This is a genomic window from Streptomyces sp. NBC_00443 (assembly GCF_036014175.1).
Taxonomy (GTDB): Bacteria; Actinomycetota; Actinomycetes; order Streptomycetales; family Streptomycetaceae; genus Streptomyces.
In genome coordinates this window covers 4,022,315-4,047,536 of sequence record NZ_CP107917.1, presented here as the reverse complement: position 1 = coordinate 4,047,536, position 25,222 = coordinate 4,022,315, and the positions used below count along the sequence as shown (strand labels likewise).

Here is a 25,222-nt window from a genome sequence, read left to right as displayed (position 1 = left end):
CAGTGCCCGAACTCTCCGTCGTGATCGTCGGCGGCCTGCACGCCGACGCCCGCAAAGAGGCCGTGGCACAGCTGCTCGCCGACGTCCCCGACAGCGTCGTACTCCACCACGACCTGGCCACGGCCGCCGCCGGCACGGTGGTACGGACGATCCGCGACACCACCGGCATCGTCAGCGCCGGCGAGGTGCCTCTCGTCAACGACTGCGCCTGCTGCGCCCTGCGTGAGGACCTGGTGCCGGAACTCCTACGCATCCGGGACGCCGGGGGCACCCGTATGGCGATCGTCGAACTGTGGGACTCGGTCGAACCGAAGGCCATGGCCGAGGTGGTCACAGCAGGCGGCCTCACGGTCACCGGCGTGCTCACCGCGGTCGACCCGGCGCTGGTCCTGCCGTACCTCGGCAACGGCGACGACCTGGCCGAGCGCGGCCTCGCGGCTGCGGCGACCGACCAGCGCACGGTCGCCGACACCTTCGCACGCCAGCTGGAGTACGCCCCGGTCCTCGCCGTCGCCGCTTCGCCGGAGGCCGACGACGAGGACCGCGAACTTCTCGCCCAACTCCACCCGACGGCCCGCCAGGTCCCGATCGACGACCTGGCGGTGCCCGCCCCGCCCCGGCGCCCCCTGTCCTCGCTCGCCCAGGCGGCCCTGGCCGGCTTCGACGTCGAGGCGGCCGACGCCGCTCAGCACCCGGCGTGCGCCCTGCTCCCCGCCGACGCCGACGCGCACGGCGTCTCCACCCTCGTCTGGCATCGCCGCCGCCCCTTCCATCCGGAGCGGCTGTACGCGGCCCTGGAGGACCTGACCTGCGCGGCGGCCCGCAGCCGTGGCCGGTTCTGGCTCGCCGACAAGCCCGACGTGCTACTGCACTGGGACGCGGCGGGCGGCGCCCTGTGCGTGGAGAGCGCGGGGCCATGGCTCGCCTCACTTCCCGACGCGGCCTGGGACATGGTCCCGCCGGTACGCCGGGCCGCCGCCGCCCTGGACTGGCACCCCGAGCACGGCGACTGCTGCCAGCACCTGGTCTTCACGTCGCCCGCCCTCGACCGCGACGGCCTGGAGCAACTCCTCGAATCCTGCCTCCTGACCGACACCGAGTACGCAGCCGGCCGCACCGCCTGGAAGCAGCTCCCACCCGCCTTCGACACCCTCCTGGAGGTCTGACCCCCCATGCCCCGCAAGCCCGACCGCAAGCCCGTGAAGTCCCGCCCCAACCCCCTGGACCAGGCCGGCATCACCTACATCGACTACAAGGACACGGACCTCCTGCGCCGGTTCCTCTCCGACCGAGGCAAGATCCGCAGCCGCCGCGTCACCCGAGTAACGGCCCAACAGCAACGAGACCTGGCAACAGCCATCAAGAACGCAAGGGAAATGGCCCTGCTCCCGTACGCCACCCGCTGACCCCACGGCCTGAATTGCCGAGACCGGCACTGGAACACCAACGCCCCGGAACGCGTCTCTTCCTGATACACGGAGGGACCGATCCCGACTGCGACGCGATACCCGGGGCATGCGATGGAACGCTGGAACGCATACGGCCCGGCGTCCGTCACAGGAGTAACCACAGGAACACCCCCCGTGCACGTGCATCTGCTCATGCAGTTGCACGTGAACAGAGCTATGATCCGGACGCACACCACTGAACACCACCGGGGAGCGACCTGTGGACCACGACGTGTACAACGGCATGGCAGCCACGGATCTGAACGGGGTGGCCTGGCAGAAGAGCAGGCACAGCAACTCGCAAGGCTCTTGCGTGGAGTTCGCGAGGCTCCCGGGCGGCGACGTCGCCGTGCGCAACTCGCGCTTTCCGGACGGCCCGGCGCTCGTCTACACCCGCGCCGAGATCGAGGCGATGCTCCTGGGCATCAAGGACGGTGAGTTCGACCACCTGGTGGCGGGCTGAGGGCAGTCGAACACAGGCCAACAGTGCATACCGGAACGAAACGACCGGTGCAACGCGCGTAGAACCACGACGTCAGCACGCGCCGCAGTACATCATTCCGCTGCCCCGGAACCCCCCTGCGGCGCCGGGAGCCGAAACAGCGCCCACACCACCTTCCCGTTGAGCGCCCCTGCCAGCGGATGCCACCCCCAGCTGTCGCTGAAGGAGTCCACAAGGAACAGCCCGCGCCCCGACTCCGCCGAAAAGTCGTCGGAATCGCGCGCGATGGGACTGTCATGGCTGGGATCGCGCACCGCGCACACCAGCCGCTCGGTCCACCGCATCAGATGCAGCCGCACCGGCGGCACCTGGTCGTGCACCCGCTGCGCACCAGCCGGCAGAGCGTGCCGCAGCGCGTTGGTCACCAACTCCGAGACCACGAGGCACACATCGTCGAAGCGTTCGCCCAGCTCCCACTGATCCAGGGTGCGGCGCGTGAACCTACGAGCCTCGCGCACCGCTTCGTAGCGGGCGGGCAGTGCGCAGGAGGCGGCGTTGGAGACGGCTGCGGGATCAAGCGGCGGAAGGCCCTGCCGTAACGGCTCGAGCATGGTCGATCCATTCGTCCCCATGCGAGGCACTCCCGGGAGTTCGCGGTCGTTGCGATGCAGCGGTTGCGCGGGACCATGGTTTCGGATGCGCAGGGCAGATGCAAGGGCAGATGCACGTGCACGTGACCGAATTGGACGTTCCCGTACCGCTTGTTGGCCATTTTTTCCGCCAACTTCACCACCTCTCCTTGCTCAACCCTCACCCCTTCCTGAGAGGAATCCTTGTCTTCTTTCCGTCTCTGTAATCGGACGAGTACTGCTCGAAGTGATTTAGTGGCAGACTGCGGGCCCTGAAGACGGTTGGGGAGGCTGGCGAACGTGAGCGCGGGAGAGCCCGGATCGGTGGTGCGGCGCATGCTGCTCGGCTCGCAACTGAGGCGACTGCGGGAAGCGCGCGGGATCACGCGCGAGGCGGCGGGTTACTCGATCCGCGCCTCCGAGTCGAAGATCAGCCGGATGGAGCTGGGCCGGGTGAGCTTCAAGACGCGTGACGTCGAAGACCTGCTGACGCTCTACGGCATCACGGACGAGCAGGAGCGCGCTTCGCTCCTCTCCCTCGCCCGCGAGGCCAACGTCGCGGGCTGGTGGCACAGTTACTCCGACGTCCTGCCCAGCTGGTTCCCCACATACGTCGGCCTGGAGGGCGCGGCGAGCCTCATCCGCGCGTACGAAGTGCAGTTCGTGCACGGCCTGTTGCAGACCGAGGCGTATGCCCGCGCGGTCGTCAGGCGCGGGATGAAGGGTGCGAGCAAGGCCGACGTCGAAAAGCGTGTGGCGCTGCGCCTGGAGCGGCAGAAGTACCTCGACGACGAGAGGGCCCCCGAGTTCCACATCATCCTGGACGAGGCCGCCCTGCGCCGTCCGTACGGTGACCGCGAGGTGATGCGCGGCCAGCTCCAGCACCTGATCGAGATCTCCGAGCGCCCCAACGTACGGCTGCAGATCATGCCGTTCGGTTTCGGCGGCCACTCCGGCGAGTCCGGTGCCTTCACCCTCCTCAGCTTCCCCGAGTCCGACCTGTCGGACGTCGTCTATCTGGAGCAGCTCACCAGCGCGCTCTATCTCGACAAGCACGAGGACGTCGCCCAGTACGAGAAGGCGCTGAAGGAACTCCAGCAGGACAGCCCCGGTCCGGACGAGAGCCGGGATCTTCTCCGGGGTCTCCTTCAACTCTCTTGAAACACAAGTACGATGACGTGTGATCAGACCGTGAAGGCGGTCTAGGTGATCGAGTCGATCAAGGTGATCAGGTCCGGTCAGAGCCGGTCAAGGCTTCCGTGATCAGTCGATCGGGTGTCCGCTAGGGATTGAGGGATCACATGTCGTCCTACTTCACCGACCTGGCTCAGCAGTACATCGACGGTGAGTGGCGCCCGGGCACAGGCTCCTGGGACATCATCGACTTCAACCCGTACGACGGGGAGAAGCTGGCGTCGATCACGATAGCCACGGTTGACGAAGTGGACGACGCCTACCAGGCCGCCGCCCGTGCCCAGAAGCAGTGGGGCGCCACCAATCCTTACGCCCGCCGTGCCGTCTTCGAGAAGGCGCTGCGCCTGATAGAGGACCGCGAGCAGGAGATCACCGAGGTGATCATCGCCGAGCTCGGCGGCACCCGGCTGAAGGCGGCCTTCGAGCTCCACCTCGCCAAGGAGTTCCTGCGCGAGGCGGTTCACCTGGCCCTGCGCCCCGAGGGCAAGATCATCCCGTCGCCGATCGACGGCAAGGAGAACCGCGTCTACCGCGTCCCGGTCGGCGTCGTGGGCGTCATCAGCCCCTTCAACTTCCCCTTCCTCCTCTCGATCAAGTCGGTCGCCCCGGCCCTCGCGCTCGGCAACGGCGTCGTGCTGAAGCCGCACCAGAACACCCCGATCTGCGGTGGCTCCCTGGTGGCGAAGATCTTCGAGGACGCGGGCCTGCCCGCCGGTCTCCTCAACGTCGTCATCACGGACATAGCCGAGATCGGCGACGCCTTCATCGAGCACCCCGTCCCGAAGGTCATCTCCTTCACCGGCTCCGACAAGGTCGGCCGCCATGTCGCCACCGTCTGCGCCTCGCTCTTCAAGCGCTCGGTCCTCGAACTCGGCGGCAACAGCGCGCTGGTGGTCCTGGACGACGCCGACATCGACTACGCGGTCGACGCGGCGGTCTTCAGCCGTTACGTCCACCAGGGCCAGGTCTGCATGGCCGCGAACCGCGTCCTCGTGGACCGCTCGATCGCGGACGAGTTCACCGAGAAGTTCGTCGCCAAGGTGAAGACCCTGAAGGCCGGCGACCCGCGCGACCCGGAGACCGTCATCGGCCCGGTCATCAACTCCTCCCAGGCGGAGGCCATTTCGGCCACCGTCGAGCAGGCGATCGCCGAGGGTGCGACGGCCCTGGTGCACGGCACGACGACGGACAACCTGGTCGAGCCGTCCGTTCTCACCGGCCTCCCGGCCGACTCGCCCCTGCTGAAGCAGGAGGCCTTCGGTCCGGTGGCCTTCCTCGTCCCGTTCGACGGTGAGGAGGAGGCCGTACGCCTCGTCAACGACACCCCGTACGGCCTCAGCGGCGCCGTCCACACCGGCAACATCGAGCGGGGCGTCGCGTTCGCCAAGCAGATCGACACCGGCATGTTCCACGTCAACGACGGCACCGTCCACGACGAGCCGATCGTCCCCTTCGGCGGCGAGAAGCACTCCGGCCTCGGCCGGCTGAACGGCGAGACGATGCTGGACGCGTTCACCACGACGAAGTGGATCTCGGTGCAGCACGGCAGGAGCGGCTTCCCGTTCTGATGGTGAACGGGGAAGAACAGGGCGCGTCCCGGGGCTGACCTCGGCCCCGGTCGCCCGCCGCCCTAATCTGGACCGCATGTCAGCGATCCGTCTTCTCGTGCTCGGCGCGGTCCGGCAGCACGGGCGTGCCCATGGGTACCAGGTGCGCAACGACCTGGAGTTCTGGGGCGCGCACGAGTGGTCCAACGCCAAGCCCGGTTCGATCTATCACGCCCTGAAGCAGATGGCGAAGCAGGGGCTGCTGCACGCCCACGAGATCGCGCCGTCCACGGCCGGCGGGCCGCCGCGCACGGAGTACGAGATCACGCAGCAGGGCACCGAGGAATACCTCGGGCTGGTGCGGCAGTACCTCACGGCCTACGACCAGCGTCCGGACATGCTCACCGCCGCGCTCGGCTTCATGGTCGACCTGGACCGCGAGGAGGTCCTCGCCCTCCTGGAGGAGCGGGTGCGCAGCATCGAAGGGTGGCGCAAGGCCGTCACCGAGTACTACACGCCCGAGGAGGGCCCCGCCCAGCTCGGCCACATCGGCGAGATCATGAACTTCTGGGTCCACTCCGCCGACACCGGCGCCGAGTGGACCCGCGGTCTGATCGAACGTATCCGAGGCGGCGCCTACACCTTCTCCGGTGAGGGCGATCCGTTCGTCGGGATCCTTGCCGACGACCAGGAGAACCCGTACGCGACCGGGGAGCGGCACCCCGAGGATCAGGACTGATCGAGTTCGCGAGCTAATCAAGTTTGACTAAGTGCGGCCCGGGTATTAGCTTCGATCTGGTAGTCAAGTTTGACTAGCGAGGGAGATTCAGTGGCCGACGCGGCGATCATCGTCGAAGGGGCACGCAAGAAGTACGGCGGCAAAGCCGGCAAACACGCACTGGACGGGCTGGACCTCACGGTCGCGCGCGGCACCGTGCACTCGGTGCTCGGCCCGAACGGCGCGGGCAAGACGACCCTGGTCCGCATCCTGTCCACCCTGCTGCGGCCGGACAGCGGCCACGTCGAGGTGGCGGGACACGACGTGGTGCGCCAGGCCTACGAGGTCCGCCTGCGCATCGGCTTGCTCGGCCAGCACGCGGCCCTGGACGAGGAGTTGGGCGGTCGGCAGAACCTGGAGCTGTTCGGCCGCCTCTACCACCTGGGCGCCCGTCACGCGCGCGTGCGGGCCGACGGGCTCCTGGAGCGCTTCGGCCTCGCGGACACCGGTCGCAAGCCGGTGAAGCAGTACAGCGGCGGCATGCGCCGGCGACTGGACCTGGCGGCCTCACTCATCACCGACCCGGAGGTGCTCTTCCTGGACGAACCCACCACCGGTCTCGACCCGCGCGGCCGCGTCGAGGTCTGGTCCGCCGTCCGCTCCCTGGTCGGCGGCGGCACGACGGTCCTGCTCACCACCCAGTACCTGGAAGAGGCCGACCAGCTCGCCGACCGCATCTCGGTGGTCGACGCCGGCCGGGTCATCGCCGACGGCACCGCGGACCAGCTCAAGGCGCTGACCGGCGGCGACCGCATCGACGTGGTCCTGCGGGACGCGGGCCAACTGGGCGCCGCCGTCGCCCTGCTGCCCATACCGAAGGACGACGTCTCCGTCGACCCCGACCGCCGCCTGCTCAGCGCCCCGGTCACCGACCGGATGGCGGCGCTCTCCGGTGTCGTACGGGCCCTGGACGAGGCCGGGATCGAGGCCGAGGACGTCGCGCTGCGCCGCCCGACGCTGGACGAGGTGTTCCTGCATCTGACCGGGCGCGACGAACGAGTGAAGGAGGCCGTGTGACCGCGTACGCACTGACCGACTCCTGGACCATGACCCGCCGCGAACTCGCCCACTGGGCGCGGCAACCCGTGCAGGTCGTGGTCAACCTGATCTTCCCCGTGATGCTGCTGCTGATGTTCGGCTACCTCATCGGCGGCGGCCGGGGCCTGCAGGGCTCCTACATCGACTACCTGGTCCCCGGCATGCTCGCGCTCACCATGGCCTTCGGCCTGGAGGGCACGATGATCGCGGTCACCCAGGACCTCAACAAGGGCGTGATCGACCGCTTCCGGTCCATGCCGATGGCCAACGGGGCGGTGCTGGTGGGCCGTTCGGTGGCCGACATGCTCCAGTCGGCACTGGCCCTGTCCGCCCTGATGGGCATCGGATACGCGCTGGGCTGGCGGGCGGGGGGCGGCCCAGGGGCCTTCCTGGGCGCCGTGGGGCTGCTCCTGCTGTTCCGTTTCGCCATGCTGTGGATCGGCATCCATCTGGCGCTGGTGGCCGGAAAGCCGGAGATGGTGCAGGCGGTGCAGATCCTCGTCTGGCCGATCGGCTTCCTGTCCAACGCCATCGCGCTGCCCGAGTCCATGCCGGGCTGGCTCGGCACGGTCGTCGAGTGGAACCCGATGTCCCAGACGGCCACGGCCGTACGGGACCTGTTCGGCGGCACGGGTACGGACGGCGTCGGGGCGGCGATCGTATGGCCGCTGGTCCTCCTGGCGGTGTTCTTCCCGCTCGCGGTACGGCGGTTCGGACGCCTGAGCCGATAGCCGGCGCGGACCCGGCCTAGTGGTGGAACCCGGTGGCCGCCCCCCTGTCCTGCGTCAGGGGGTGCGGCTGTCGGCGCAGCTCCGGCAGCAGCTGGGTCAGGTCCTGGACGAACAGCTCGGCGAGGTCCTCGGAGAAGCCGTTGCGGCAGACCACCCTCAGGACGGACAGATCCTCCCGGTTCGGCGGGAAGGTGTACGCCGGGACCAGCCAGCCCTTCTCGCGCAGCCGCCGGGACACGTCGAAGACGTCGTACGCCCGGATGTCCGGGGCCGTCGTGAAGGCGAAGACGGGCAGTTGGTCGCCCCGGGTCAGCAGCCGGAAGTCGCCGAGCTTCTCCACGGCCCCGGCGACCGTCCTGGCCACGTCCCGCGAGGCCTGCTGCACGGCCCGGTACCCCTCCCGGCCCAGCCGCAGGAACGAGTAGTACTGCGCCACGACCTGGGCGCCCGGCCGGGAGAAGTTGAGCGCGAACGTCGGCATGTCGCCGCCCAGGTAGTTGACCCGGAAGACGAGCTCCTCGGGCAGCGCCTCCTTGTCCCGCCACAGGGCCCAGCCGACACCCGGGTAGACGAGCCCGTACTTGTGCCCCGAGGTGTTGATCGAGCTGACCCTCGGCAGCCGGAAGTCCCACACCAGCTCCTCGTCGAGGAAGGGCGCCACCATCGCGCCGGACGCGCCGTCGACGTGCACCGGGACATCGAGGCCCGTGCGCTCCTGGAGGGCGTCCAGGGCCGCACACAGGTCCGCGATCGGCTCGTACGAACCGTCGAAGGTGGAGCCCAGGATCCCGACCACCCCGATGGTGTTCTCGTCGCACAGCTCGGCCGCCGCCTGCGGGTCCAGATGGAACCGTTCGCCCTCCATCGGGACCAGGCGGGGCTCCACTTCCCAGAAGTTGCAGAACTTGTCCCAGCAGACCTGGACGTTGACGCCCATCACCAGGTTGGGGCGCGCGCCGGGGTACCGGTCGGCGTTGCGCTGCGCCCAGCGCCGTTTGAGCGCCATACCGGCGAGCATGCACGCCTCGCTGGACCCGGTGGTGGAACAGCCCACGGCCACCGAGGGATCGGGCGCGTTCCACAGATCGGCGAGCATCGCCACACAGCGCCGCTCCAACTCGGCGGTGCGCGGGTACTCGTCCTTGTCGATCATGTTCTTGTCCCGGCACTCCGCCATCAGCACCCCGGCCTGCGGCTCCATCCAGGTGGTGACGAAGGTGGCCAGGTTGAGCCGGGAGTTGCCGTCCAGCATCAGCTCGTCGTGCACCACCTGGTACGCCGTCATCGGCGGCAGGGGAGCGTCGGGCAGCTGATGTGTGGGCGGGGCCTCGGTCATGCCGCTGACCGGATTCGTCTCGCCGTAGAAGGGATTGACCGCGAGCCTGCGCCCGCCGCCCTTGTCGTCCGGTGCTTCGCTGTTCCCAGGATGCAGTGGCATGTATACGACGGTAGATCCGGGCCGCCGGGCTTGCACCTCACGCCGCGTGAGGACTCATCGTGGAGCGCGTACCGAGAAGGGAGCGGAAGTGAGCTACTCCGTGGGACAGGTCGCCGGCTTCGCCGCAGTGACGGTGCGCACGCTGCACCACTACGACGACATCGGCCTGCTCGTGCCCAGCGAGCGCAGCCACGCGGGCCACCGGCGCTACAGCGACGCCGACCTCGACCGGCTGCAGCAGGTCCTGTTCTACCGCGAGCTCGGTTTCCCGCTCGAGGAGGTCGCCGCCCTGCTCGACGACCCGGACGCGGACCCGCGCGCGCACCTGCGCCGGCAGCACGAGCTGCTGACCGCCCGGATCGAGAAGCTGCAGAAGATGGCGGCGGCCGTGGAGCACGCCATGGAGGCACGCAAGATGGGCATCAATCTCACGCCGGAGGAGAAGTTCGAGGTGTTCGGGGACTTCGACCCGGACCAGTACGAGGAGGAGGTGCAGGAGCGCTGGGGCGACACCGACGCCTATCGGCAGTCACAGCAACGCGCCGCCTCGTACACCAAGGAGGACTGGCAGCGGATCCAGCGCGAGGCCGACGACCTCAACCGCCGCTTCGTCGCGCTCATGGAGGCCGGTGAGCCGGCCGACTCCGAGGCGGCCATGGACGCCGCCGAGGAGCACCGCCAGGGGATCGCCCGCAACCACTACGACTGCGGGCACGAGATGCACGCCTGCCTCGGCCAGATGTACGTCGCCGACGAGCGGTTCACCCGGAACATCGACCAGGCCAAGCCGGGCCTCGCGGTCTACCTGAGGGACGCGATCCTCGCCAACGCCGCCCGGCACTCCTCTTGAGGCTCCTGGCCCGGGACCCCGTACGGGTCACTCCTGGGCCAGGACCACCGCCGTCCCGTAGGCACACACCTCGGTGCCCACGTCCGCCGCCTCCGACACGTCGAAGCGGAACGCCAGGACGCCGTTCGCCCCACGCGCGCGTGCCTGCTCGACGAGCCGCAGCATGGCCTGGTTGCGGGTCTCCACGAGGGTCTTGGTCAGCCCCTTGAGCTCACCGCCGACCAGCGACTTCAGTCCGGCGCCGATCTGGCTGCCCACGTGCCGGGAGCGCACGGTCAGCCCGAAGACCTCACCCAGAACCGAGGTGACCCGAAAGCCGGGAATGTCATTGGTGGTCACCACCAGGACGTCGGGCTGTGGCTCCTGCCCGCCGCCGTACTCTTCGATGCCCATGAATCACAGCTTTGTCCCAGCAGGGGCACAGTGCATCCTGAGGGGGTCCATGGAACCTGGGCGGCCAGTGCAGCGTTGATAATTTGAGCACCCAGCTTCGCCTCCGCCCCCTCCCCGCAGGAGCCACAATCCCGTGACCACGCTTGCGCTCGGCCCCGAGTGGCTCAGCCCGGACTATCTGATCGAGACCTTCAGCCTCCCCGGCATCCTGCTGATCGTCTTCGCCGAGTCCGGCCTCTTCGCGTTCCTGCCCGGGGACTCCCTGCTGTTCACGGCGGGCCTCTTCGTTGCCGAGGGGAACTACATCAGCCAGCCGCTGTGGCTGGTGTGCACCCTGATCGTGCTGGCCGCCGTCATCGGCGACCAGGTGGGGTACATGATCGGCAAGTTCTTCGGCCCGAAGCTCTTCAACCGGCCCAACTCCAAGCTCTTCAAACAGGAGAACCTGGAGAAGGCCCACGAGTTCATGGAGAAGTACGGCCCGAAGGCGATCGTCCTCGCCCGCTTCGTGCCGATCGTGCGCACCTTCGCCCCGATCGTGGCGGGCGCCGGCCGTATGCAGTACCGCACGTTCCTCACGTACAACGTCATCGGCGGTATCGCCTGGGGCACCGGCGTCACCCTGGCGGGCTACTGGCTCGGCCAGATCGGCTTCATCAACAAGAACGTCGAAGCGATCCTCGTCCTGATCGTGTTCGTCTCCGTGGTCCCGATCATCATCGAGTACCTGCGGGAGCGCGCCAAGAAGAAGCGCGCGGCGGCCCAGGCCCCGGCGGCCCCGGCCCAGCAGGCCCCGATGATGGACGACGCGACGACCCAGCTCCGCCGCATCCCCTCCGAGGACCAGCCCCAGCAGTACGGCAACCAGGGCCAGCAGCAGTACGGCTACGACCAGCAGTACTACGGCCAGCAGCAGCCGCAGCAGCCCGAACAGCAGCCGTACGCCCAGCAGTACCCCCATGGCTACGGCCAGCAGCAGCCGTACGGCGGTCAGCAGAACCAGCAGTACCCGCCGAACCAGGGTTACTGAAGCGCCCCTTCAGCGGCGCGGGGAACTGCGCGATCAACCACACACGATCCGCAGCCGCCGTCGATCCGGAAGCGACCGAGCTACCAGGCGCTCAGAACCCTCGAGTCCGCTTGGCGGCTCGCCGCTTCTCCGGCGACCCGATCCGCAGGAACAACCGGGAGATCTCCGACCCGAGATTGACCCCGATCGCAATGGCCATGGCCAAGGACGCCGCCGTGGCCAAGGAGACCAGCCCCTCGTCGACATCGTTCTGCGCGATCGCCAACAGCCCGAAGTACGTGGCGGAACCTGGCAGCAGAGGCCCGATCGCCGCAGTCGTGTACGGCAACGCGGACGCGAACCGGTACCGCGCCATCAACTGCCCGAAAAGCCCCACGAGCCCGGCCGCGACGGCCGTGGAGGCAACCGGCGAGAACTCACCGGCGTAGTGCATCGCGCCGTACACCACCCACGCGACACCCCCGTTGAGGGTCACCGCGAGCACGGTGGTCCGTTCCTGCTGGAGCAGCACGGCGAAGGTCAGCGACAGCAGCATCGACGCTGCGATCTGCCAGTAGGGCCGGTCCGAGGCGAGCAACGTCTCGTCCGGGGTGAGCTTGGCACCCAGGTTCACGCCGAAGTACAGGATCACCAGCACGCCGATGACGATGCCGACGAAGAAGTACGTGACCTCCAGCAGCCGCGCGGCCGCGGTGATGTAGAAGCCGGTCAGCCCGTCCTGCACGCCCGCCACCAGCGCCCGCCCGGGCAGCAACGCGAACAGCCCACCGGTGATGACCGCGGACGCCTTCACGTCGACGTGCGTCAGCGTCAGCGCGACCCCTATCGCGGCCGGCGGCATCGCCGCCACCGTGAACTGGTAGAACTCCGGCAGCCCACGCCCCGCGCACAGCCACGCCAGCCGGTCGCCGAGCATCGCGCCGAACATGGCCGCGATGAAGACGATCAGGTCACCGCCGACCAGCACCGAGGCCGCGCCCGCGAGCAGCCCGCTCGCCGAGGTCAGCACCCAGGTCGGGTACGGGTGCCGGTTACGGCGGATCTCCGCGAGCCGCCCGTAGGCCTCCTCCAGGGAGATGTGGCTCTCCGGGTCGCTGAGGTCGTCGACGAGCTGGTACACGGCGGCCAGACGCGTGTAGTCGGTGCCGCGCCGCCGTACCGTGCGCGACGCCGTCACCGGATCGTCCACCAGCGACGGCTGGTACGAGATCGACAGCAGGGTGAAGGTGACGTTCGGCTCGCAGCGGTCCAGGCCGTAGGAGCGGCAGACCGCGAACATCGCGGCCTCGACGTCCTCCGCGCCCTCACCGCCCGCCAGCAGCAGTTCGCCGATACGCAGGGTCATGTCGAGCACGCGCGGGACGGCCGGCCCCTCGTCCTCCGCCCGCGGCATCCGCTCCGGCGCGGGCCGCTCGGCGACCGGCATGCGCAGCATCGTGCGCATCCGGTCCTGCCAGGGCAGGTCCTTGGTCAGGCTTATCCGCGGTATGCCGCCGGCGGGGGTGAACGCGGGCGGGGCGTCCTCGACGATGTAGCCGCTGGGCGCGGTGAACGCCGATCCCTCGGGCTCGTGGAGCGGCGCCTGCAGCACGTCCAGCCCCTTGGGCAGAGCGAACTCGGACGTGGTCTCCGACTCGCTGTCGCCCACCTCGATCCCGGCGGGAGCCGTGAAGGCCATCCTCGCCTCGTCCGACTGCGGCTTGCGGTCCTCCGCGTCCGTCACCTGCGTAACACTCCCTGTACGACACCTCCTGCCGCTCTCAGTATGCGCACAGACACACGAACAGGCCGCACGCGCACGCGTGCAGCCTGTTCACTTGTGGCTGAGAGGAGCCGGTGGCTCAGTGACCGCCCTGGTCCTTGAAGCGCTTGTAGGACCGCTCGATCTCGGCCTCGGCGTCGGTACGGCCGACCCAGTCGGCGCCCTCGACGGACTTGCCGGGCTCCAGGTCCTTGTAGACCTCGAAGAAGTGCTGGATCTCCAGGCGGTCGAACTCGGAGACGTGGTGGATGTCACGCAGGTGCTCCTGGCGCGGGTCCGTCGCCGGCACGCACAGCAGCTTGTCGTCGCCGCCCGCCTCGTCCGTCATCCGGAACATGCCGATCGCGCGGCACTTGATGAGGCAGCCCGGGAAGGTCGGCTCATCCAGGATGACCAGCGCGTCCAGCGGGTCGCCGTCCTCGCCGAGGGTGTTCTCGACGAAGCCGTAGTCGGTCGGGTAGGCGGTCGAGGTGAAGAGTCGACGGTCCAGGCGGATCCGACCGGTCTCGTGGTCCACCTCGTACTTGTTCCGTGAACCCTTCGGAATCTCGATCGTGACGTCGAACTCCACCGGTGGCTCCTCCATGATCAGCACATAGTTCTGGTGGTTAAGTGTCCCTCACGCAGGTGTGTGATCGCGAAAGGGGCTGGTGGTCGTGCCAGAGCTGAGGCCTTGGCGAGCCGCGAGACCGCATGTGACGCGGGTCGCGGGTGCCGTTCGACCGCGTCTGGCACGGGCCGCGGACGCCGTACGCCCACGTCTCGCACGCGCCGCGACGGCCGCGAAACCGCAGGTCACACGGCTCGCGCGAGCCGTGTCACCGCTGGCCGCGCGGACCCGCAAGCCGAAGACCTGGCAGTACACCGCGGGCGCCGCTACTGCCGGACTGGCGCTGGCCGCCGGTGTGGTGACCGCCGCCGGCCCCTGGGACTCCACCGGTCAGCGTACGGCCGAGAGGGACTGGGCGGCCGCCCAGGAGCGCACGGGTGGCGCAGATCACGGTCGTAATACTGATACGTCCGGTTCGTCCGATGCGGCGGGCGAGGCGCCCCGCCCCGCGCCCTCCGCAGGCTCCGTCCTGACGGGCCTCGGCGGCACCGTCGGCACCGTGAACTCGGTCCCGAACAGCCGGGCTCTCGCCGACCTCCTCGGCCCGCTCCTGGACGTCCCGGAACTCGGCACGCGCAGGTCGGCGGCGATCGTGGACGTGGCCAGCGGCAAACGCCTGTTCGGCGTCGGAGCCGCCGCGCCCCTCACGCCCGCGTCGACGACGAAGATCGCCACCGCAGCGGCCGCCCTCACCGCGATGGGCCCCGACCACCGCCTCACCACCCGCACCGCCCTCGAACCCGACACCAAGGAACTCGTCCTGGTCGGCGGCGGCGACCCCACCCTGACGGCCCGCAAGGAGGCCGACGGCTGGGCAAGCCTGCGCGAGCTGGCCGACGCGACCGCACAGGCCCTGAAGAAACGTGACGTACGCGAGGCCACCCTTTCGTACGACAAGACGCTCTACGCGGGACCCGAACTGCACCCCATCGGAGAGGACGGCAACCTCGCCCCGGTCAGCGCCCTCATGGCCGACGAGGCCCGGACGAACGACTCCACCAGCGGCCCGGTGACCCGGGCGAAGGACCCGGCCATGGACGCGGCGACCAAGTTCGCGTCCTTCCTCGCCGACCGCGGCATCAAGACGACGTCCCCCGGCCCGTCCAAGGCCACGAACCGGGCCGAGGCCCTCGCCGAGGTCTCCTCGCCCCCGCTCTCCTCCCTGGTCGAACGCATGCTCACCAACAGCGACAACGACATCGCCGAGGCCCTCGCCCGCCACACGGCCGTGGCGAGCGGCAAGCGCGCCGACTTCAACGGCGGCGGGCAGGCCATCGGGGCCCAGCTGAACAAGCTCGGACTGCCGGTGGCCGGTGTCTCCTTCAAGGACGGCAGCGGCCTCAACCGCGACGACAAACTCACGGCGGACCTGCTCACATCCCTCCTGGCCAAGGCGGCCGACCCGGCCCACCCGCAACTGCGCCCGGCTCTGACCGGCCTCCCGGTGGCCGGCTTCACCGGCACCCTGAGCACCCGCTACACGGACGGAGCGGCAGGCATCGTGCGAGCCAAGACAGGCACCCTGACCGGCGTCAACGCCCTGGCCGGCACGGTCGTCGACCAGGACGGCCACCTGCTGGCCTTCGCCTTCCTGGCAACGAACACGCCGAACAAGGAGGCCGCCCAGTCGGCCCTGGACAGAACGGCAACGGCACTGGCGGCCTGCGGCTGCGGATAGGCACCCGCGGGCGCCGTCCAACTCGCGTCCGCCCCTGCCGACCCCGCCACCGCAAATCCCCACGGCCTGCCCCAAGTGGGAACGCTCACGTACGGTTGACACATGACGAGCATCGGTGGTGCCGAGATGGTCGACTGGAATCTCGCGGTGGCGACCGCGACCCGGCTCGTACGGCCGGGCCCGGAGGTGAGCCGCGACGAGGCCAGGGCCGTCGTCGCCGAGCTGCGCCGACATGCCAAGGTCTCGGAGGGACACGTCCGGGCCTTCACTCGTCTGGGCACGGAGGACACCCACGACACCCCCGTCCTGGTGGTCGACCGCCCGGGATGGGTGCGGGCGAACGTCGCCGGGTTCCGCCAGATCCTCAAGCCCTTGCTCGACAAGATGCAGGAGCGCCGCAGCAGCAGCCCCGGCGGCGCGGTCCTCGGCGCAGTCGGCGGCAAGGTCACCGGCGTCGAACTCGGCATGCTGCTGTCCTTCCTGGCCTCCCGGGTCCTCGGCCAGTACGAGACCTTCGCCCCGGCCACCCGCGAACTCCCGGCCGGAGAGAGCGGCGCCGGCCGACTGCTGCTCGTCGCCCCGAACATCGTCCACGTGGAGCGCGAACTCGACGTACAGCCCCACGACTTCCGCCTGTGGGTGTGCCTGCACGAGGAGACGCACCGCACGCAGTTCAGCGCCGTGCCGTGGCTGCGGGACCACCTCGAGGGCGAAATCCAGTCTTTCTTGGCGGAGACGGATGTCGACCCCATGACCGTCCTGGAGCGCATCCGCGAGGCCGCACAGTCGCTCGCCGGCGGCCGGCCCGAGGCCGAGGAGGACGACGGCGGACGTTCGTTCGTCGAACTGGTGCAGACACCGGCCCAGCGGGAGATCCTCGGCCGGCTCACCGCGGTGATGTCACTCCTGGAGGGCCACGCCGACTTCGTGATGGACGGAGTCGGGCCCCAGGTCGTGCCGACCGTCGCCGAGATCCGCGAGAAGTTCCAGCAGCGGCGCGCCAAGGGCGCCTCCCGACTGGACATGGCCCTGCGCAAGTTGCTGGGTCTCGACGCCAAACTCAGGCAGTACCGTGACGGCGAACGCTTCGTACGGGCCGTCCACGACCAGGTCGGCATGGACGGCTTCAACCGCGTGTGGACGTCCCCGAACACCCTCCCGACCAAGTCGGAGATCGCCAAACCGGCGGACTGGATCGCGCGGGTGCACCGCAAGGCGGAGTCGTGAATCGCGCGCCGGGTCGTGCATCTCATACGAAGGTCGTGAACCGAATCCGGCCGACGGCAGGCGAACGCCCCTCCAATCACCCGTCCGAGGGACCGTGAGCCATGGGTAGGCGTGCAATGCTCGGGGAACGGCCCGTCTCTGTCACCATCTACACACTCTGAGTGACCGAGCTCGGGCTCACCCCCCGAAAACTTCATGAAGGGAACCGGACATGGGTCCCCATCCTGCGGTCGCGGCGATACGCCTGGCGGTCCGCCGCGTCCTCCACGACATCCTCACCGAACACAGCCGCACCACCGACGCCCTCGCACCCGACACCCGGCGCGCGACCTCGTACGAGATCCCGCACATGTCGCTGCCCCTGGCGCCGCGCGTGACGTCGACCGGCGCAGCGCCCGCCGCCCACGGCACGGCGCGCGAACCGTCGTACGCGCTCCCCGGCCGGGCACCGCAGGCGCCCCAGCGCACCACCCCGCACGAGCGACCCCCCTCCCCGCTCGTGCTCGTGGCATGCTCCGGCGGCGCCGACTCCATGGCCCTCGCCTCCGCCCTCGCCTTCGAGGCCCCCAAACTCGGCATCCGCGCCGGTGGCATCACCGTCGACCACGGTCTGCAGCCCGGCTCCGACCTGCGCGCCGAGGAAGTCGTCCTGCGCATGCGCGAACTCGGCCTCGAACCGGTCGAGTCCATCGCCGTGACCGTCGGCCGCTCGGGCGGCCCCGAGGCCGCCGCCCGTGACGCCCGCTACGCCGCCCTCGACGACGCGGCCGTCCGCCACGGCGCCATCGCCGTCCTGCTCGGCCACACCCGGGACGACCAGGCCGAAACCGTCCTGCTCGGCCTCGCCCGCGGCTCCGGCATCCGCTCCCTGTCCGGAATGGCCGCGGTCTCGGGGGCCGGCGGCCGTTACCGCCGTCCCTTCCTCGGGCTCGACCGGCAGACCGCGCGCAAGGCCTGCATGGTCCAGTCCCTGCCGGTCTGGGACGACCCGCACAACGCCGACCCGGCGTACACGCGCTCGCGCCTGCGCCAAGAGGGCCTGCCCGCCCTGGAGAAGGCGCTCGGCAAAGGCGTCGTCGAGGCCCTCGCCCGCACGGCCCAGCTCTCCCGCGACGATGCCGACGCCCTCGACGCCTGGGCCGGCCAGGCCGAGGCCGCCGTGCGCGACGCGACCGGCCTCCTGGAGTGCGCCAAGCTGTACGCGCTGCCGCCCGCCGTACGACGCCGGATCCTGCGCCGCGCCGCGATCGAGGCCGGGGCGCCCGCCGGAGCGCTGTTCGCCCGTCACATCGAGGAAGTCGACCGTCTGATCACCGGCTGGCGCGGTCAGGGGGCCATCAATCTCCCCGGCAAAGTCGTCGCCCAGCGCCAGGGTGGCAGACTGGTGATTCGGCAAGGCTGATTCCCGACCCCTCCGCGGACACGACGGAGGGGCCGACCGAGCCGATCAATGCGGGACGACCGACCGAAAGTGATGCGGGTGGACGCGAAAGACATGGGTGCCGACCTCCAGCGGGTGCTCATCACCAAGGAAGAGATCGACGCGAAGCTGGCCGAGCTGGCCGCGAAGATCGACGCGGAGTACGCGGGCAAGGACCTGCTCATCGTCGGAGTCCTCAAGGGCGCGGTGATGGTGATGGCCGACCTCGCGCGGGCGCTGTCCACCCCCGTCACCATGGACTGGATGGCCGTGTCGTCGTACGGCGCCGGCACCCAGTCCTCCGGCGTGGTGCGGATCCTCAAGGACCTCGACACCGACATCAAGGGCAAGCACGTCCTCATCGTCGAGGACATCATCGACTCCGGTCTGACGCTGTCCTGGCTGCTGTCCAACCTCGGCTCGCGCGAGCCCGAGTCGCTCAAGGTGTGCACGCTGCTGCGCAAGCCGGACGCCGCGAAGGTCGCCATCGACGTGGAGTGGGTCGGCTTCGACATCCCCAACGAGTTCGTCGTCGGCTACGGCCTCGACTACGCCGAGAAGTACCGCAACCTCCCGTTCGTCGGTACGCTCGCGCCCCACGTCTACGGCGGCTGAGTCCGGCGGTCCGCGATCGCGGACCCGAAGGGCCCAAGACCCGTACGTAGATCGGGAACCCCGGCGGGCCTCGCGCCGTTGGAGCATGCAGACGGGCTCACTGGCCGTCCCGTGCGGCTACGGGCGTCGAAGCTGGGGTACCGTCAGAAGAACTGTCTTATCAAACTCACTATGGCAGGAGGGACGGGGCGACACCGCTCCGTATGGATGGACGTGAAGCGATACTTCCGTGGGCCGGTCATGTGGATCGTGCTGGCCGTCCTTGCCGTGGTCGTGTTGATGCAGGTCGTCGGCTCGTCCGGCGGCTACAAGACGGTGGACACCGGCCAGGTCGTCCAGGCGATCAACGAGAACAAGGTCGAGTCGGCCAAGCTGACCACCGGCGACGAGCAGATCATCAAGGTCCAGCTCAAGGACGGCCAAAAGGTCGAGGACGCCACAAAGATCCAGGCGAGCTATATCGGCGACCAAGGCGTGGACATCGCCAACACGCTGCAGAACAAGTACCAGCAAGAGCAGATCCCGGACGGCTACACGGTCTCGCCGTCCAAGCAGAACCCGTTCGTGGGCATCCTGCTCTCCCTGCTTCCCTTCGTCCTGATCGTGGTCGTCTTCCTGTTCCTGATGAATCAGATGCAGGGCGGCGGCTCCCGGGTCATGAACTTCGGCAAGTCCAAGGCGAAGCTCATCACCAAGGACACCCCGAAGACGACGTTCTCGGACGTCGCCGGCTCGGACGAGGCCGTCGAGGAGCTCCAGGAGATCAAGGAGTTCCTCCAGGAACCGGCGAAGTTCCAGGCCGTCGGGGCGAAGATCCCCAAGGGCGTACTGCTGTACGGCCCGCCCGGCACCGGTAAGACCCTGCTCGCGCGCGCCGTCGCGGGCGAGGCGGGTGTGCCCTTCTACTCGATCTCCGGTTCCGACTTCGTCGAGATGTTCGTCGGTGTCGGTGCCTCCCGAGTCCGTGACCTGTTCGAGCAGGCCAAGGCGAACGCCCCGGCGATCGTCTTCGTCGACGAGATCGACGCGGTCGGCCGTCACCGCGGTGCCGGCCTCGGCGGCGGTCACGACGAGCGCGAGCAGACCCTGAACCAGCTGCTCGTCGAGATGGACGGCTTCGACGTCAAGGGCGGCGTGATCCTCATCGCCGCGACGAACCGGCCCGACATCCTCGACCCGGCCCTCCTGCGGCCCGGCCGCTTCGACCGCCAGATCGCGGTCGACCGCCCGGACATGCTGGGCCGTCTGGAGATCCTCAAGGTTCACCAGAAGGGCAAGCCGGTCGCCCCGGACGTCGACCTGTCGGCGGTCTCCCGCCGTACACCGGGCTTCACCGGTGCGGACCTGAGCAACGTCCTCAACGAGGCGGCGCTCCTGACGGCCCGCAGCGACAGGAAGCTGATCGACAACCAGATGCTCGACGAGGCCATCGACCGCGTCGTGGCGGGCCCGCAGAAGCGGACCCGGATCATGTCGGACAAGGAAAAGAAGATCACCGCGTACCACGAGGGCGGACACGCCCTGGTCGCGGCGGCTTCCCCGAACTCCGATCCGGTCCACAAGATCACGATCCTCTCCAGAGGCCGTGCTCTCGGCTACACGATGGTCCTGCCGGAGGAGGACAAGTACTCCACGACCCGCAACGAGATGCTGGACCAGCTGGCCTACATGCTGGGCGGCCGTGCGGCCGAGGAGCTCGTCTTCCACGACCCGACCACGGGCGCGGCGAACGACATCGAGAAGGCCACCACCACGGCCCGCGCGATGGTCACGCAGTACGGCATGACCGAGCGCCTCGGTGCCATCAAGTTCGGCGGCGACAACACCGAGCCGTTCCTCGGACGTGAGATGGGTCACCAGCGCGACTACTCGGAAGAGGTCGCCGCGCTGGTGGACGAGGAAGTCAAGAAGCTCATCGAGAACGCGCACAACGAGGCCTGGGAAATCCTGGTCGAGAACCGCGACGTCCTCGACAACCTGGTGCTTCAGCTGCTGGAGAGGGAGACGCTGGGCAAGGAGGAGATCGCCGAGATCTTCGCCCCCATCGTCAAGCGACCGCCCCGGCCCGCCTGGACCGGGTCCTCCCGCCGTACGCCGTCCACCCGTCCGCCGGTGCTCTCCCCGAAGGAGCTCGCACTGACGAACGGCGCCAACGGCGCGACGCCGGCGATCACCACCGCCAAGTCGACGGTGACGGAGCCCGCCCCGGTGGCCGAACCGGCCCCCGAGGAGCGTCCGGAGAGCTGACGCCGCCAGGCCCTGGTGACCCCACCAGGCCCGGAATGAATGCCACGCCCCCCAGGTTCTAGCCTGGGGGGCGTGGCATTTTCGTATGCCGGCAGTTCAGACGCGTGACCCATACGCGCCACCCGCAAAGGATCGAGGCACCACATGACCGACCCCGTGACGCTGGACGGCGAGGGCCGCATCGGAGAGTTCGACGAGAAGCGCGCCGAGAACGCCGTGCGAGAGCTGCTGATCGCGGTCGGAGAGGACCCGGACCGAGAGGGGCTTCGGGAGACGCCGGGGCGAGTGGCGCGGGCGTACAAGGAGATCTTCGCGGGGCTGTGGCAGAAGCCCGAGGACGTGCTGACGACGACGTTCGACATCGGGCACGACGAGATGGTGCTCGTGAAGGACATTGAGGTGTATAGCACCTGTGAACATCATCTGGTGCCGTTCCGCGGTGTTGCTCACGTCGGCTACATTCCGGCCACGTCCGGCAAGATCACGGGCCTGTCCAAGCTGGCTCGGCTGGTGGACGTCTACGCCCGGCGGCCTCAGGTGCAGGAAAGGCTCACCACGCAGATCGCGGACTCCCTGATGGAGATCCTGGAGCCGCGCGGTGTGATCGTCGTTGTGGAGTGCGAGCACATGTGCATGTCGATGCGGGGCATCCGCAAGCCGGGCGCGAAGACCATAACGTCGGCGGTGCGCGGTCAGCTGCGGGACGCGGCGACGCGCAACGAGGCGATGAGCCTCATCATGGCCCGCTGAGACGCGGTGTGCTGACCCCGCTCTAGACCGTCGGCGCCGCCCCCGCGCCATTGTGCTCGTCGTCCTCCGGGAGTTTGCAGACGCGCTCCAGGAAGATGGCTGCCGCTATCACGCCGATGCCTGCCACGACGGAGAAGCCGGCGTAGATGGCCTGGTCCCGGCGGGCGGGGATGTCGAGTGACTCCAGGAGGAAGACGCCCGCGCCGCCGTACATTCCGGCGACGAGGGCGGCTACCAGGGCGCTGGACTGGCCGAAGACAACCGCGCGGGCGGCCATCAGGGGGTCGACGCCCTTGGCTTCCGGGTGGCGTTCGCGCTGGGCTTTGAGGCGGGCGCGGATCGAGAGTGCCGTGGCGAGCAGGATCACGGCGATGACCGCCAGGACGATGGGTGCGGCCAGCGGGACGCTGGGCAGGGTCCCGACGGCGTTCCACAGTCGGGCGCCCGCCCAGGACAGGACTCCGGCCACGATGAACACGCCTGCCAGCAACCTGATGCGCAGCTCTCTCACGGTGCCCCTTCAGCTCCCCCGGGTCCCCACGGAATGTGGTCGTCTTGACCTTAACGACTATTCGGGCAGCTGGAGTTCCAGGTCCGCGCGCGGTGCGACGCCGTCCCGGGTGACGGTGCCGAGGAGGTCGACGACGGGGCCGCGGCCGGGCAACTGGGCCTCGGGCTCCAGGTCGTGCCAGGGGGCGAGGACGAAGGCGCGTTCGTGGGCGCGCGGGTGGGGAAGCGTGAGGTCCGGGTCGTCGGAGACCAGGTCGGCGTACGAGACGATGTCGACGTCGAGGGTGCGCGCGCCCCAGTGCTCGTCCCGGACGCGGTGGAAGGCCTCTTCGACCGCGTGCGCCCTCTCCAGCAGGGAGGACGGGGGGAGGGTGGTCTTGAGGACCACGATCGCGTTGAAGTACGAGGGCTGGGTGCCCGGCTCGACGCCCCACGGCTCCGTCTCGTAGACGGGGGAGACCCCCTTGATGCGCACGCCGGGGGTGTCCTCCAGGGCGTCGATGGCGCCCTGGATGGTCTCCAGGCGGTTGCCCAGGTTGGAGCCGAGGGAGATCACGGCCCGTTTCGGGTTGCTGAGGGTGGTGTCGGCGGCGTCGACCTGGTCGACGACGGAGGCGGGTACCGGCTGTACGGTCGGGTCGTTGGGGCCCTTGATGAACGGTGCAGTCATACTCGGCTCCGGGTGATGGTGACGGTCACGTCGTCGAAGGGGACCGTGATCGGCGCGTCCGGTTTGTGGACGGTGACCTCGACCTCCTGGACCCCTTCGTGCTTCAGACAGGCCTGGGCGATGCGCTCGGCGAGCGTCTCGATGAGGTTGACCGGGTCGCCCTCGACGACGGCCACGGTCTCCTCCGCCACGATGCCGTAGTGCACGGTCTTCGCCAGGTCGTCGTCGGCGGCGGCCGGGCGGGTGTCCAGCCCGAGGACGAGGTCCACGACGAAGGTCTGGCCCTCCCTGCGTTCCTCGGGGAACACACCGTGGTACCCGCGGGCCTTCAGGCCGCGCAGCGCGACACGATCCACGCGAATCACTCCTGCAATCGTCGGTGACGGCCGGTCGGTGCCGTGTGCGGGCGGCACACCGGCCTCGACCGAATCTACCTGCGGGCACTGACAGGGCCGGGCCACGGGGCGTGGGTCCGGTCCGGGGCCAGGAGGATTCACTGGGTGTTTCCCCTGGGGAACCCGGCGGCTCACGGGCTGGTAGCCGCCCCTACCCGAGGACGCGTGATTCCAACCACTTCTTGGTCCCGGCGGGGGCCGGCGGGCCTTCTTGCGGGTGGCTCGCGCGAGTCATCCCAGTGTTTGTCCGTGATTGTCCCTGTGCGTGGTCCTGCCGTCCTGTGGTGCGGCCCTGTGGGTGTGGTCCTGTGGTGCGGCTCTGTGGTGTGTCGTGCGGTCGGCCTGTAGGTCGCCTACCCACTCAGGAGGGGGTGTCGTCGCTCTCGTCCTCGTCGTTTTCGGCCAGAACCGGCGAAGCGTGGTGCGTCCACATCTTCCATCCCGCCGGCGTGCGCCGGAACACGTTCGTGGCGACCACGAGCTGGCCCACGAGCGGGCCGAGCTCCTCGTCGCCCTCGGGGGCGGGCCCGCCGCTGAGGATGTTCTCGGTGCAGGTCACCACGGCGGTGTCGCCGGTCACGGAGACGTGCACGTCGGTGAGGAAGAACTGGATGTAGTCGGTGTTCGCCATGATCAGCGCGTACGACCGCAAGACCTCGCCGCGACCGGTGAGAACCGGCCAGCCGGGGTGCACGCAGGAGACCACGCCGACGTCCGCCGGGTCGTGGTAGGTCTCGTCGACGCCGAGGTCGGACGGGGTGAGCCAGAACGAGGACAGTTCCTCGAAGTCGCCGCGCTCCATCGCCTCGTAGAAGGCGGTGTTGGCGGCCTCCACCTGCTCGACGTCGGTGTGCGGGGCGCTCACCGGGCTCCCTCAGCGGACTGCGCGCCGGGCGCGGTCTCGGCCAAGCGCGCCCCTTCGACGGCGCGTGCCACGCGCACCGCGTCCGCTGTGGCGTGTACCTCGTGCACCCGCACCGCCCAGGCGCCGGCGTGCGCCGCGAGCGCCGAGACGGCGGCCGTGGCGGCGTCGCGCTCGCGCGCGGGCGGCGGCGCGCCCTCCGGCCCGGCGAGGACACGGCCGAGGAACCGCTTGCGGGACGCGGCGACGAGGAGCGGGTGGCCGAGGGCGAGGATGCGGTCGAGGTGGGCGAGGAGCACGAGGTCGTGCTCGGCGTCCTTGGAGAAGCCCAGGCCGGGGTCGACGACGACGCGGTCGGGGGTGATGCCGCCGGCCAGAACGGCCTCCACACGCGCGTGCAGCTCGTCGACGACCTCGGCGACGACGTCGTCGTAGACGCCCTTGACGTTCCCGCCCTCCAGGAAGCCGCGCCAGTGCATGACGACGAAGGGGGCGCCGGCGTCCGCGACGACCGGGATCATCGCGGGGTCGGCGAGGCCACCGCTGACGTCGTTGACGAGGGCGGCGCCGGCGGCGAGGGCCTGCTCGGCGACCGAGGCGCGCATGGTGTCGACGGAGATCGTGACGCCTTCGGAGACGAGGCCGCGGACGACGGGGATGACGCGGCGCAGTTCCTCGGCCTCGTCGACCCGGCTGGCGCCGGGGCGGGTGGACTCACCGCCGACGTCGACCAGGTCGGCACCCTCCTCGACCAGGGCGAGGCCGTGCTTGACGGCGGCCGTCGTGTCGAACCAGCGGCCCCCGTCGGAGAAGGAGTCGGGGGTCACGTTGACGACTCCCATGACCGCGCACCGGTCCCACTGCGGAAGGCCCGTGACGCGCCCGCGTCCGCTCTGCTTGCTCATACGTTCAGCCTAGGCCCAAGGGGGTGCCGGGACGTGCCGTAGCCCGAGCGGGA

The 25,222-nt window shown here is 69.4% G+C and carries 26 protein-coding genes; 16 read left to right on the top strand and 10 right to left on the bottom strand.

What is annotated here, in order from left to right; all coding sequences use genetic code 11:
* Positions 1 to 2 precede the first annotated feature (2 nt).
* The 3 genes from OHO27_RS18030 (at position 3) to OHO27_RS18020 (ending at position 1,911) form a co-directional block, all read left to right on the top strand.
* The gene (locus tag OHO27_RS18030; RefSeq protein WP_328425143.1) at positions 3 to 1,166 is read left to right on the top strand and encodes a CobW family GTP-binding protein; all 1,164 of its coding nucleotides are present in this window, start codon (positions 3 to 5) and stop codon (positions 1,164 to 1,166) included.
* Positions 1,167 to 1,172: 6 nt separating this feature from the next.
* Positions 1,173 to 1,406, top strand: coding sequence for a 30S ribosomal protein S18 (gene rpsR / locus OHO27_RS18025; protein ID WP_328425141.1), 234 nt, complete (start codon positions 1,173 to 1,175; stop codon positions 1,404 to 1,406).
* A gap of 286 nt (positions 1,407 to 1,692) precedes the next feature.
* The gene (locus OHO27_RS18020) at positions 1,693 to 1,911 is read left to right on the top strand and encodes a DUF397 domain-containing protein (protein ID WP_217207196.1); all 219 of its coding nucleotides are present in this window, start codon (positions 1,693 to 1,695) and stop codon (positions 1,909 to 1,911) included.
* Between the two features lie 92 nt (positions 1,912 to 2,003).
* On the opposite strand, the gene OHO27_RS18015 is transcribed toward OHO27_RS18020, so the two are convergent.
* The gene (locus OHO27_RS18015; RefSeq protein WP_328425139.1) at positions 2,004 to 2,501 is read right to left on the bottom strand and encodes an ATP-binding protein; all 498 of its coding nucleotides are present in this window, start codon (positions 2,499 to 2,501) and stop codon (positions 2,004 to 2,006) included.
* A gap of 354 nt (positions 2,502 to 2,855) precedes the next feature.
* Here OHO27_RS18015 and OHO27_RS18010 point away from each other — a divergent pair, with 354 nt between their 5' ends.
* From OHO27_RS18010 to OHO27_RS17990, 5 genes are all read left to right on the top strand, one after another.
* Entirely contained in the window at positions 2,856 to 3,680 is an 825-nt protein-coding gene (locus OHO27_RS18010) for a helix-turn-helix domain-containing protein (RefSeq protein WP_328430473.1), read from the top strand.
* 140 nt (positions 3,681 to 3,820) lie between these two features.
* A complete protein-coding gene (locus OHO27_RS18005) occupies positions 3,821 to 5,281 on the top strand; it encodes an aldehyde dehydrogenase family protein (protein WP_328425137.1) in 1,461 nt (486 codons plus the stop codon).
* Between the two features lie 76 nt (positions 5,282 to 5,357).
* Positions 5,358 to 5,999, top strand: coding sequence for a PadR family transcriptional regulator (locus OHO27_RS18000; protein WP_328425135.1), 642 nt, complete (start codon positions 5,358 to 5,360; stop codon positions 5,997 to 5,999).
* Between the two features lie 90 nt (positions 6,000 to 6,089).
* Positions 6,090 to 7,055 carry an ATP-binding cassette domain-containing protein gene (locus OHO27_RS17995; protein WP_328425133.1) on the top strand — a complete coding sequence of 322 codons (966 nt, stop codon included), beginning with the start codon at positions 6,090 to 6,092 and terminating at the stop codon, positions 7,053 to 7,055.
* On the top strand, positions 7,052 to 7,807 hold the full coding sequence (locus OHO27_RS17990; RefSeq protein ID WP_328425131.1) for an ABC transporter permease: 756 nt from the start codon (positions 7,052 to 7,054) through the stop codon (positions 7,805 to 7,807). Before OHO27_RS17995 ends, OHO27_RS17990 begins: the two co-directional genes overlap by 4 nt.
* Before the next feature lie 16 nt (positions 7,808 to 7,823).
* On the opposite strand, the gene OHO27_RS17985 is transcribed toward OHO27_RS17990, so the two are convergent.
* Positions 7,824 to 9,245, bottom strand: a complete 1,422-nt coding sequence (locus OHO27_RS17985; protein WP_328425129.1) for a glutamate decarboxylase — start codon at positions 9,243 to 9,245, stop codon at positions 7,824 to 7,826.
* 88 nt (positions 9,246 to 9,333) lie between these two features.
* Here OHO27_RS17985 and OHO27_RS17980 point away from each other — a divergent pair, with 88 nt between their 5' ends.
* Positions 9,334 to 10,095, top strand: a complete 762-nt coding sequence (locus tag OHO27_RS17980; protein ID WP_328425127.1) for a MerR family transcriptional regulator — start codon at positions 9,334 to 9,336, stop codon at positions 10,093 to 10,095.
* A 27-nt stretch (positions 10,096 to 10,122) separates the two neighbouring features.
* Here OHO27_RS17980 and OHO27_RS17975 read toward each other — a convergent pair whose 3' ends face one another.
* On the bottom strand, positions 10,123 to 10,488 hold the full coding sequence (locus OHO27_RS17975) for a YbjQ family protein (protein WP_328425125.1): 366 nt from the start codon (positions 10,486 to 10,488) through the stop codon (positions 10,123 to 10,125).
* A gap of 133 nt (positions 10,489 to 10,621) precedes the next feature.
* Here OHO27_RS17975 and OHO27_RS17970 point away from each other — a divergent pair, with 133 nt between their 5' ends.
* Positions 10,622 to 11,518: a DedA family protein gene (locus tag OHO27_RS17970; protein ID WP_328425123.1), complete on the top strand. Its 897-nt coding sequence runs from the start codon at positions 10,622 to 10,624 to the stop codon at positions 11,516 to 11,518.
* Between the two features lie 91 nt (positions 11,519 to 11,609).
* Here OHO27_RS17970 and OHO27_RS17965 read toward each other — a convergent pair whose 3' ends face one another.
* Positions 11,610 to 13,241 (bottom strand): threonine/serine ThrE exporter family protein, encoded by a 1,632-nt coding sequence (locus tag OHO27_RS17965; protein ID WP_328425121.1) that lies wholly within the window; start codon positions 13,239 to 13,241, stop codon positions 11,610 to 11,612.
* A gap of 118 nt (positions 13,242 to 13,359) precedes the next feature.
* Positions 13,360 to 13,851 carry an inorganic diphosphatase gene (locus OHO27_RS17960; RefSeq protein WP_164425123.1) on the bottom strand — a complete coding sequence of 164 codons (492 nt, stop codon included), beginning with the start codon at positions 13,849 to 13,851 and terminating at the stop codon, positions 13,360 to 13,362.
* Positions 13,852 to 13,930: 79 nt separating this feature from the next.
* Between OHO27_RS17960 and dacB the strand changes: the two genes are divergently transcribed.
* From dacB to folE, 6 genes are all read left to right on the top strand, one after another.
* Positions 13,931 to 15,568: a D-alanyl-D-alanine carboxypeptidase/D-alanyl-D-alanine endopeptidase gene (gene dacB / locus OHO27_RS17955; protein WP_328425117.1), complete on the top strand. Its 1,638-nt coding sequence runs from the start codon at positions 13,931 to 13,933 to the stop codon at positions 15,566 to 15,568.
* A gap of 102 nt (positions 15,569 to 15,670) precedes the next feature.
* Positions 15,671 to 16,795, top strand: coding sequence for a zinc-dependent metalloprotease (locus OHO27_RS17950; RefSeq protein ID WP_328425115.1), 1,125 nt, complete (start codon positions 15,671 to 15,673; stop codon positions 16,793 to 16,795).
* Between the two features lie 211 nt (positions 16,796 to 17,006).
* Positions 17,007 to 18,197, top strand: a complete 1,191-nt coding sequence (gene tilS, locus OHO27_RS17945; RefSeq protein WP_328425113.1) for a tRNA lysidine(34) synthetase TilS — start codon at positions 17,007 to 17,009, stop codon at positions 18,195 to 18,197.
* A gap of 72 nt (positions 18,198 to 18,269) precedes the next feature.
* Complete coding sequence (gene hpt, locus OHO27_RS17940) at positions 18,270 to 18,830, top strand: hypoxanthine phosphoribosyltransferase (protein ID WP_328430472.1); 561 nt, start codon at positions 18,270 to 18,272, stop codon at positions 18,828 to 18,830.
* Between the two features lie 207 nt (positions 18,831 to 19,037).
* The gene (ftsH, locus tag OHO27_RS17935; protein WP_328425111.1) at positions 19,038 to 21,077 is read left to right on the top strand and encodes an ATP-dependent zinc metalloprotease FtsH; all 2,040 of its coding nucleotides are present in this window, start codon (positions 19,038 to 19,040) and stop codon (positions 21,075 to 21,077) included.
* A 144-nt stretch (positions 21,078 to 21,221) separates the two neighbouring features.
* Positions 21,222 to 21,827 (top strand): GTP cyclohydrolase I FolE, encoded by a 606-nt coding sequence (folE, locus tag OHO27_RS17930; protein WP_062723369.1) that lies wholly within the window; start codon positions 21,222 to 21,224, stop codon positions 21,825 to 21,827.
* A gap of 22 nt (positions 21,828 to 21,849) precedes the next feature.
* On the opposite strand, the gene OHO27_RS17925 is transcribed toward folE, so the two are convergent.
* From OHO27_RS17925 to folP, 5 genes are all read right to left on the bottom strand, one after another.
* Entirely contained in the window at positions 21,850 to 22,338 is a 489-nt protein-coding gene (locus tag OHO27_RS17925; protein WP_328425107.1) for a DUF3180 domain-containing protein, read from the bottom strand.
* 57 nt (positions 22,339 to 22,395) lie between these two features.
* Positions 22,396 to 23,007 (bottom strand): 2-amino-4-hydroxy-6-hydroxymethyldihydropteridine diphosphokinase, encoded by a 612-nt coding sequence (folK, locus tag OHO27_RS17920; RefSeq protein ID WP_328425106.1) that lies wholly within the window; start codon positions 23,005 to 23,007, stop codon positions 22,396 to 22,398.
* Positions 23,004 to 23,363 carry a dihydroneopterin aldolase gene (folB, locus tag OHO27_RS17915; protein WP_328425104.1) on the bottom strand — a complete coding sequence of 120 codons (360 nt, stop codon included), beginning with the start codon at positions 23,361 to 23,363 and terminating at the stop codon, positions 23,004 to 23,006. The genes folK and folB overlap by 4 nt, the downstream gene beginning before the upstream one ends.
* 400 nt (positions 23,364 to 23,763) lie before the next feature.
* Positions 23,764 to 24,267, bottom strand: a complete 504-nt coding sequence (locus OHO27_RS17910) for a nuclear transport factor 2 family protein (protein WP_328425102.1) — start codon at positions 24,265 to 24,267, stop codon at positions 23,764 to 23,766.
* On the bottom strand, positions 24,264 to 25,169 hold the full coding sequence (gene folP, locus OHO27_RS17905; protein WP_328425100.1) for a dihydropteroate synthase: 906 nt from the start codon (positions 25,167 to 25,169) through the stop codon (positions 24,264 to 24,266). The genes OHO27_RS17910 and folP overlap by 4 nt, the downstream gene beginning before the upstream one ends.
* Positions 25,170 to 25,222 lie beyond the last annotated feature (53 nt).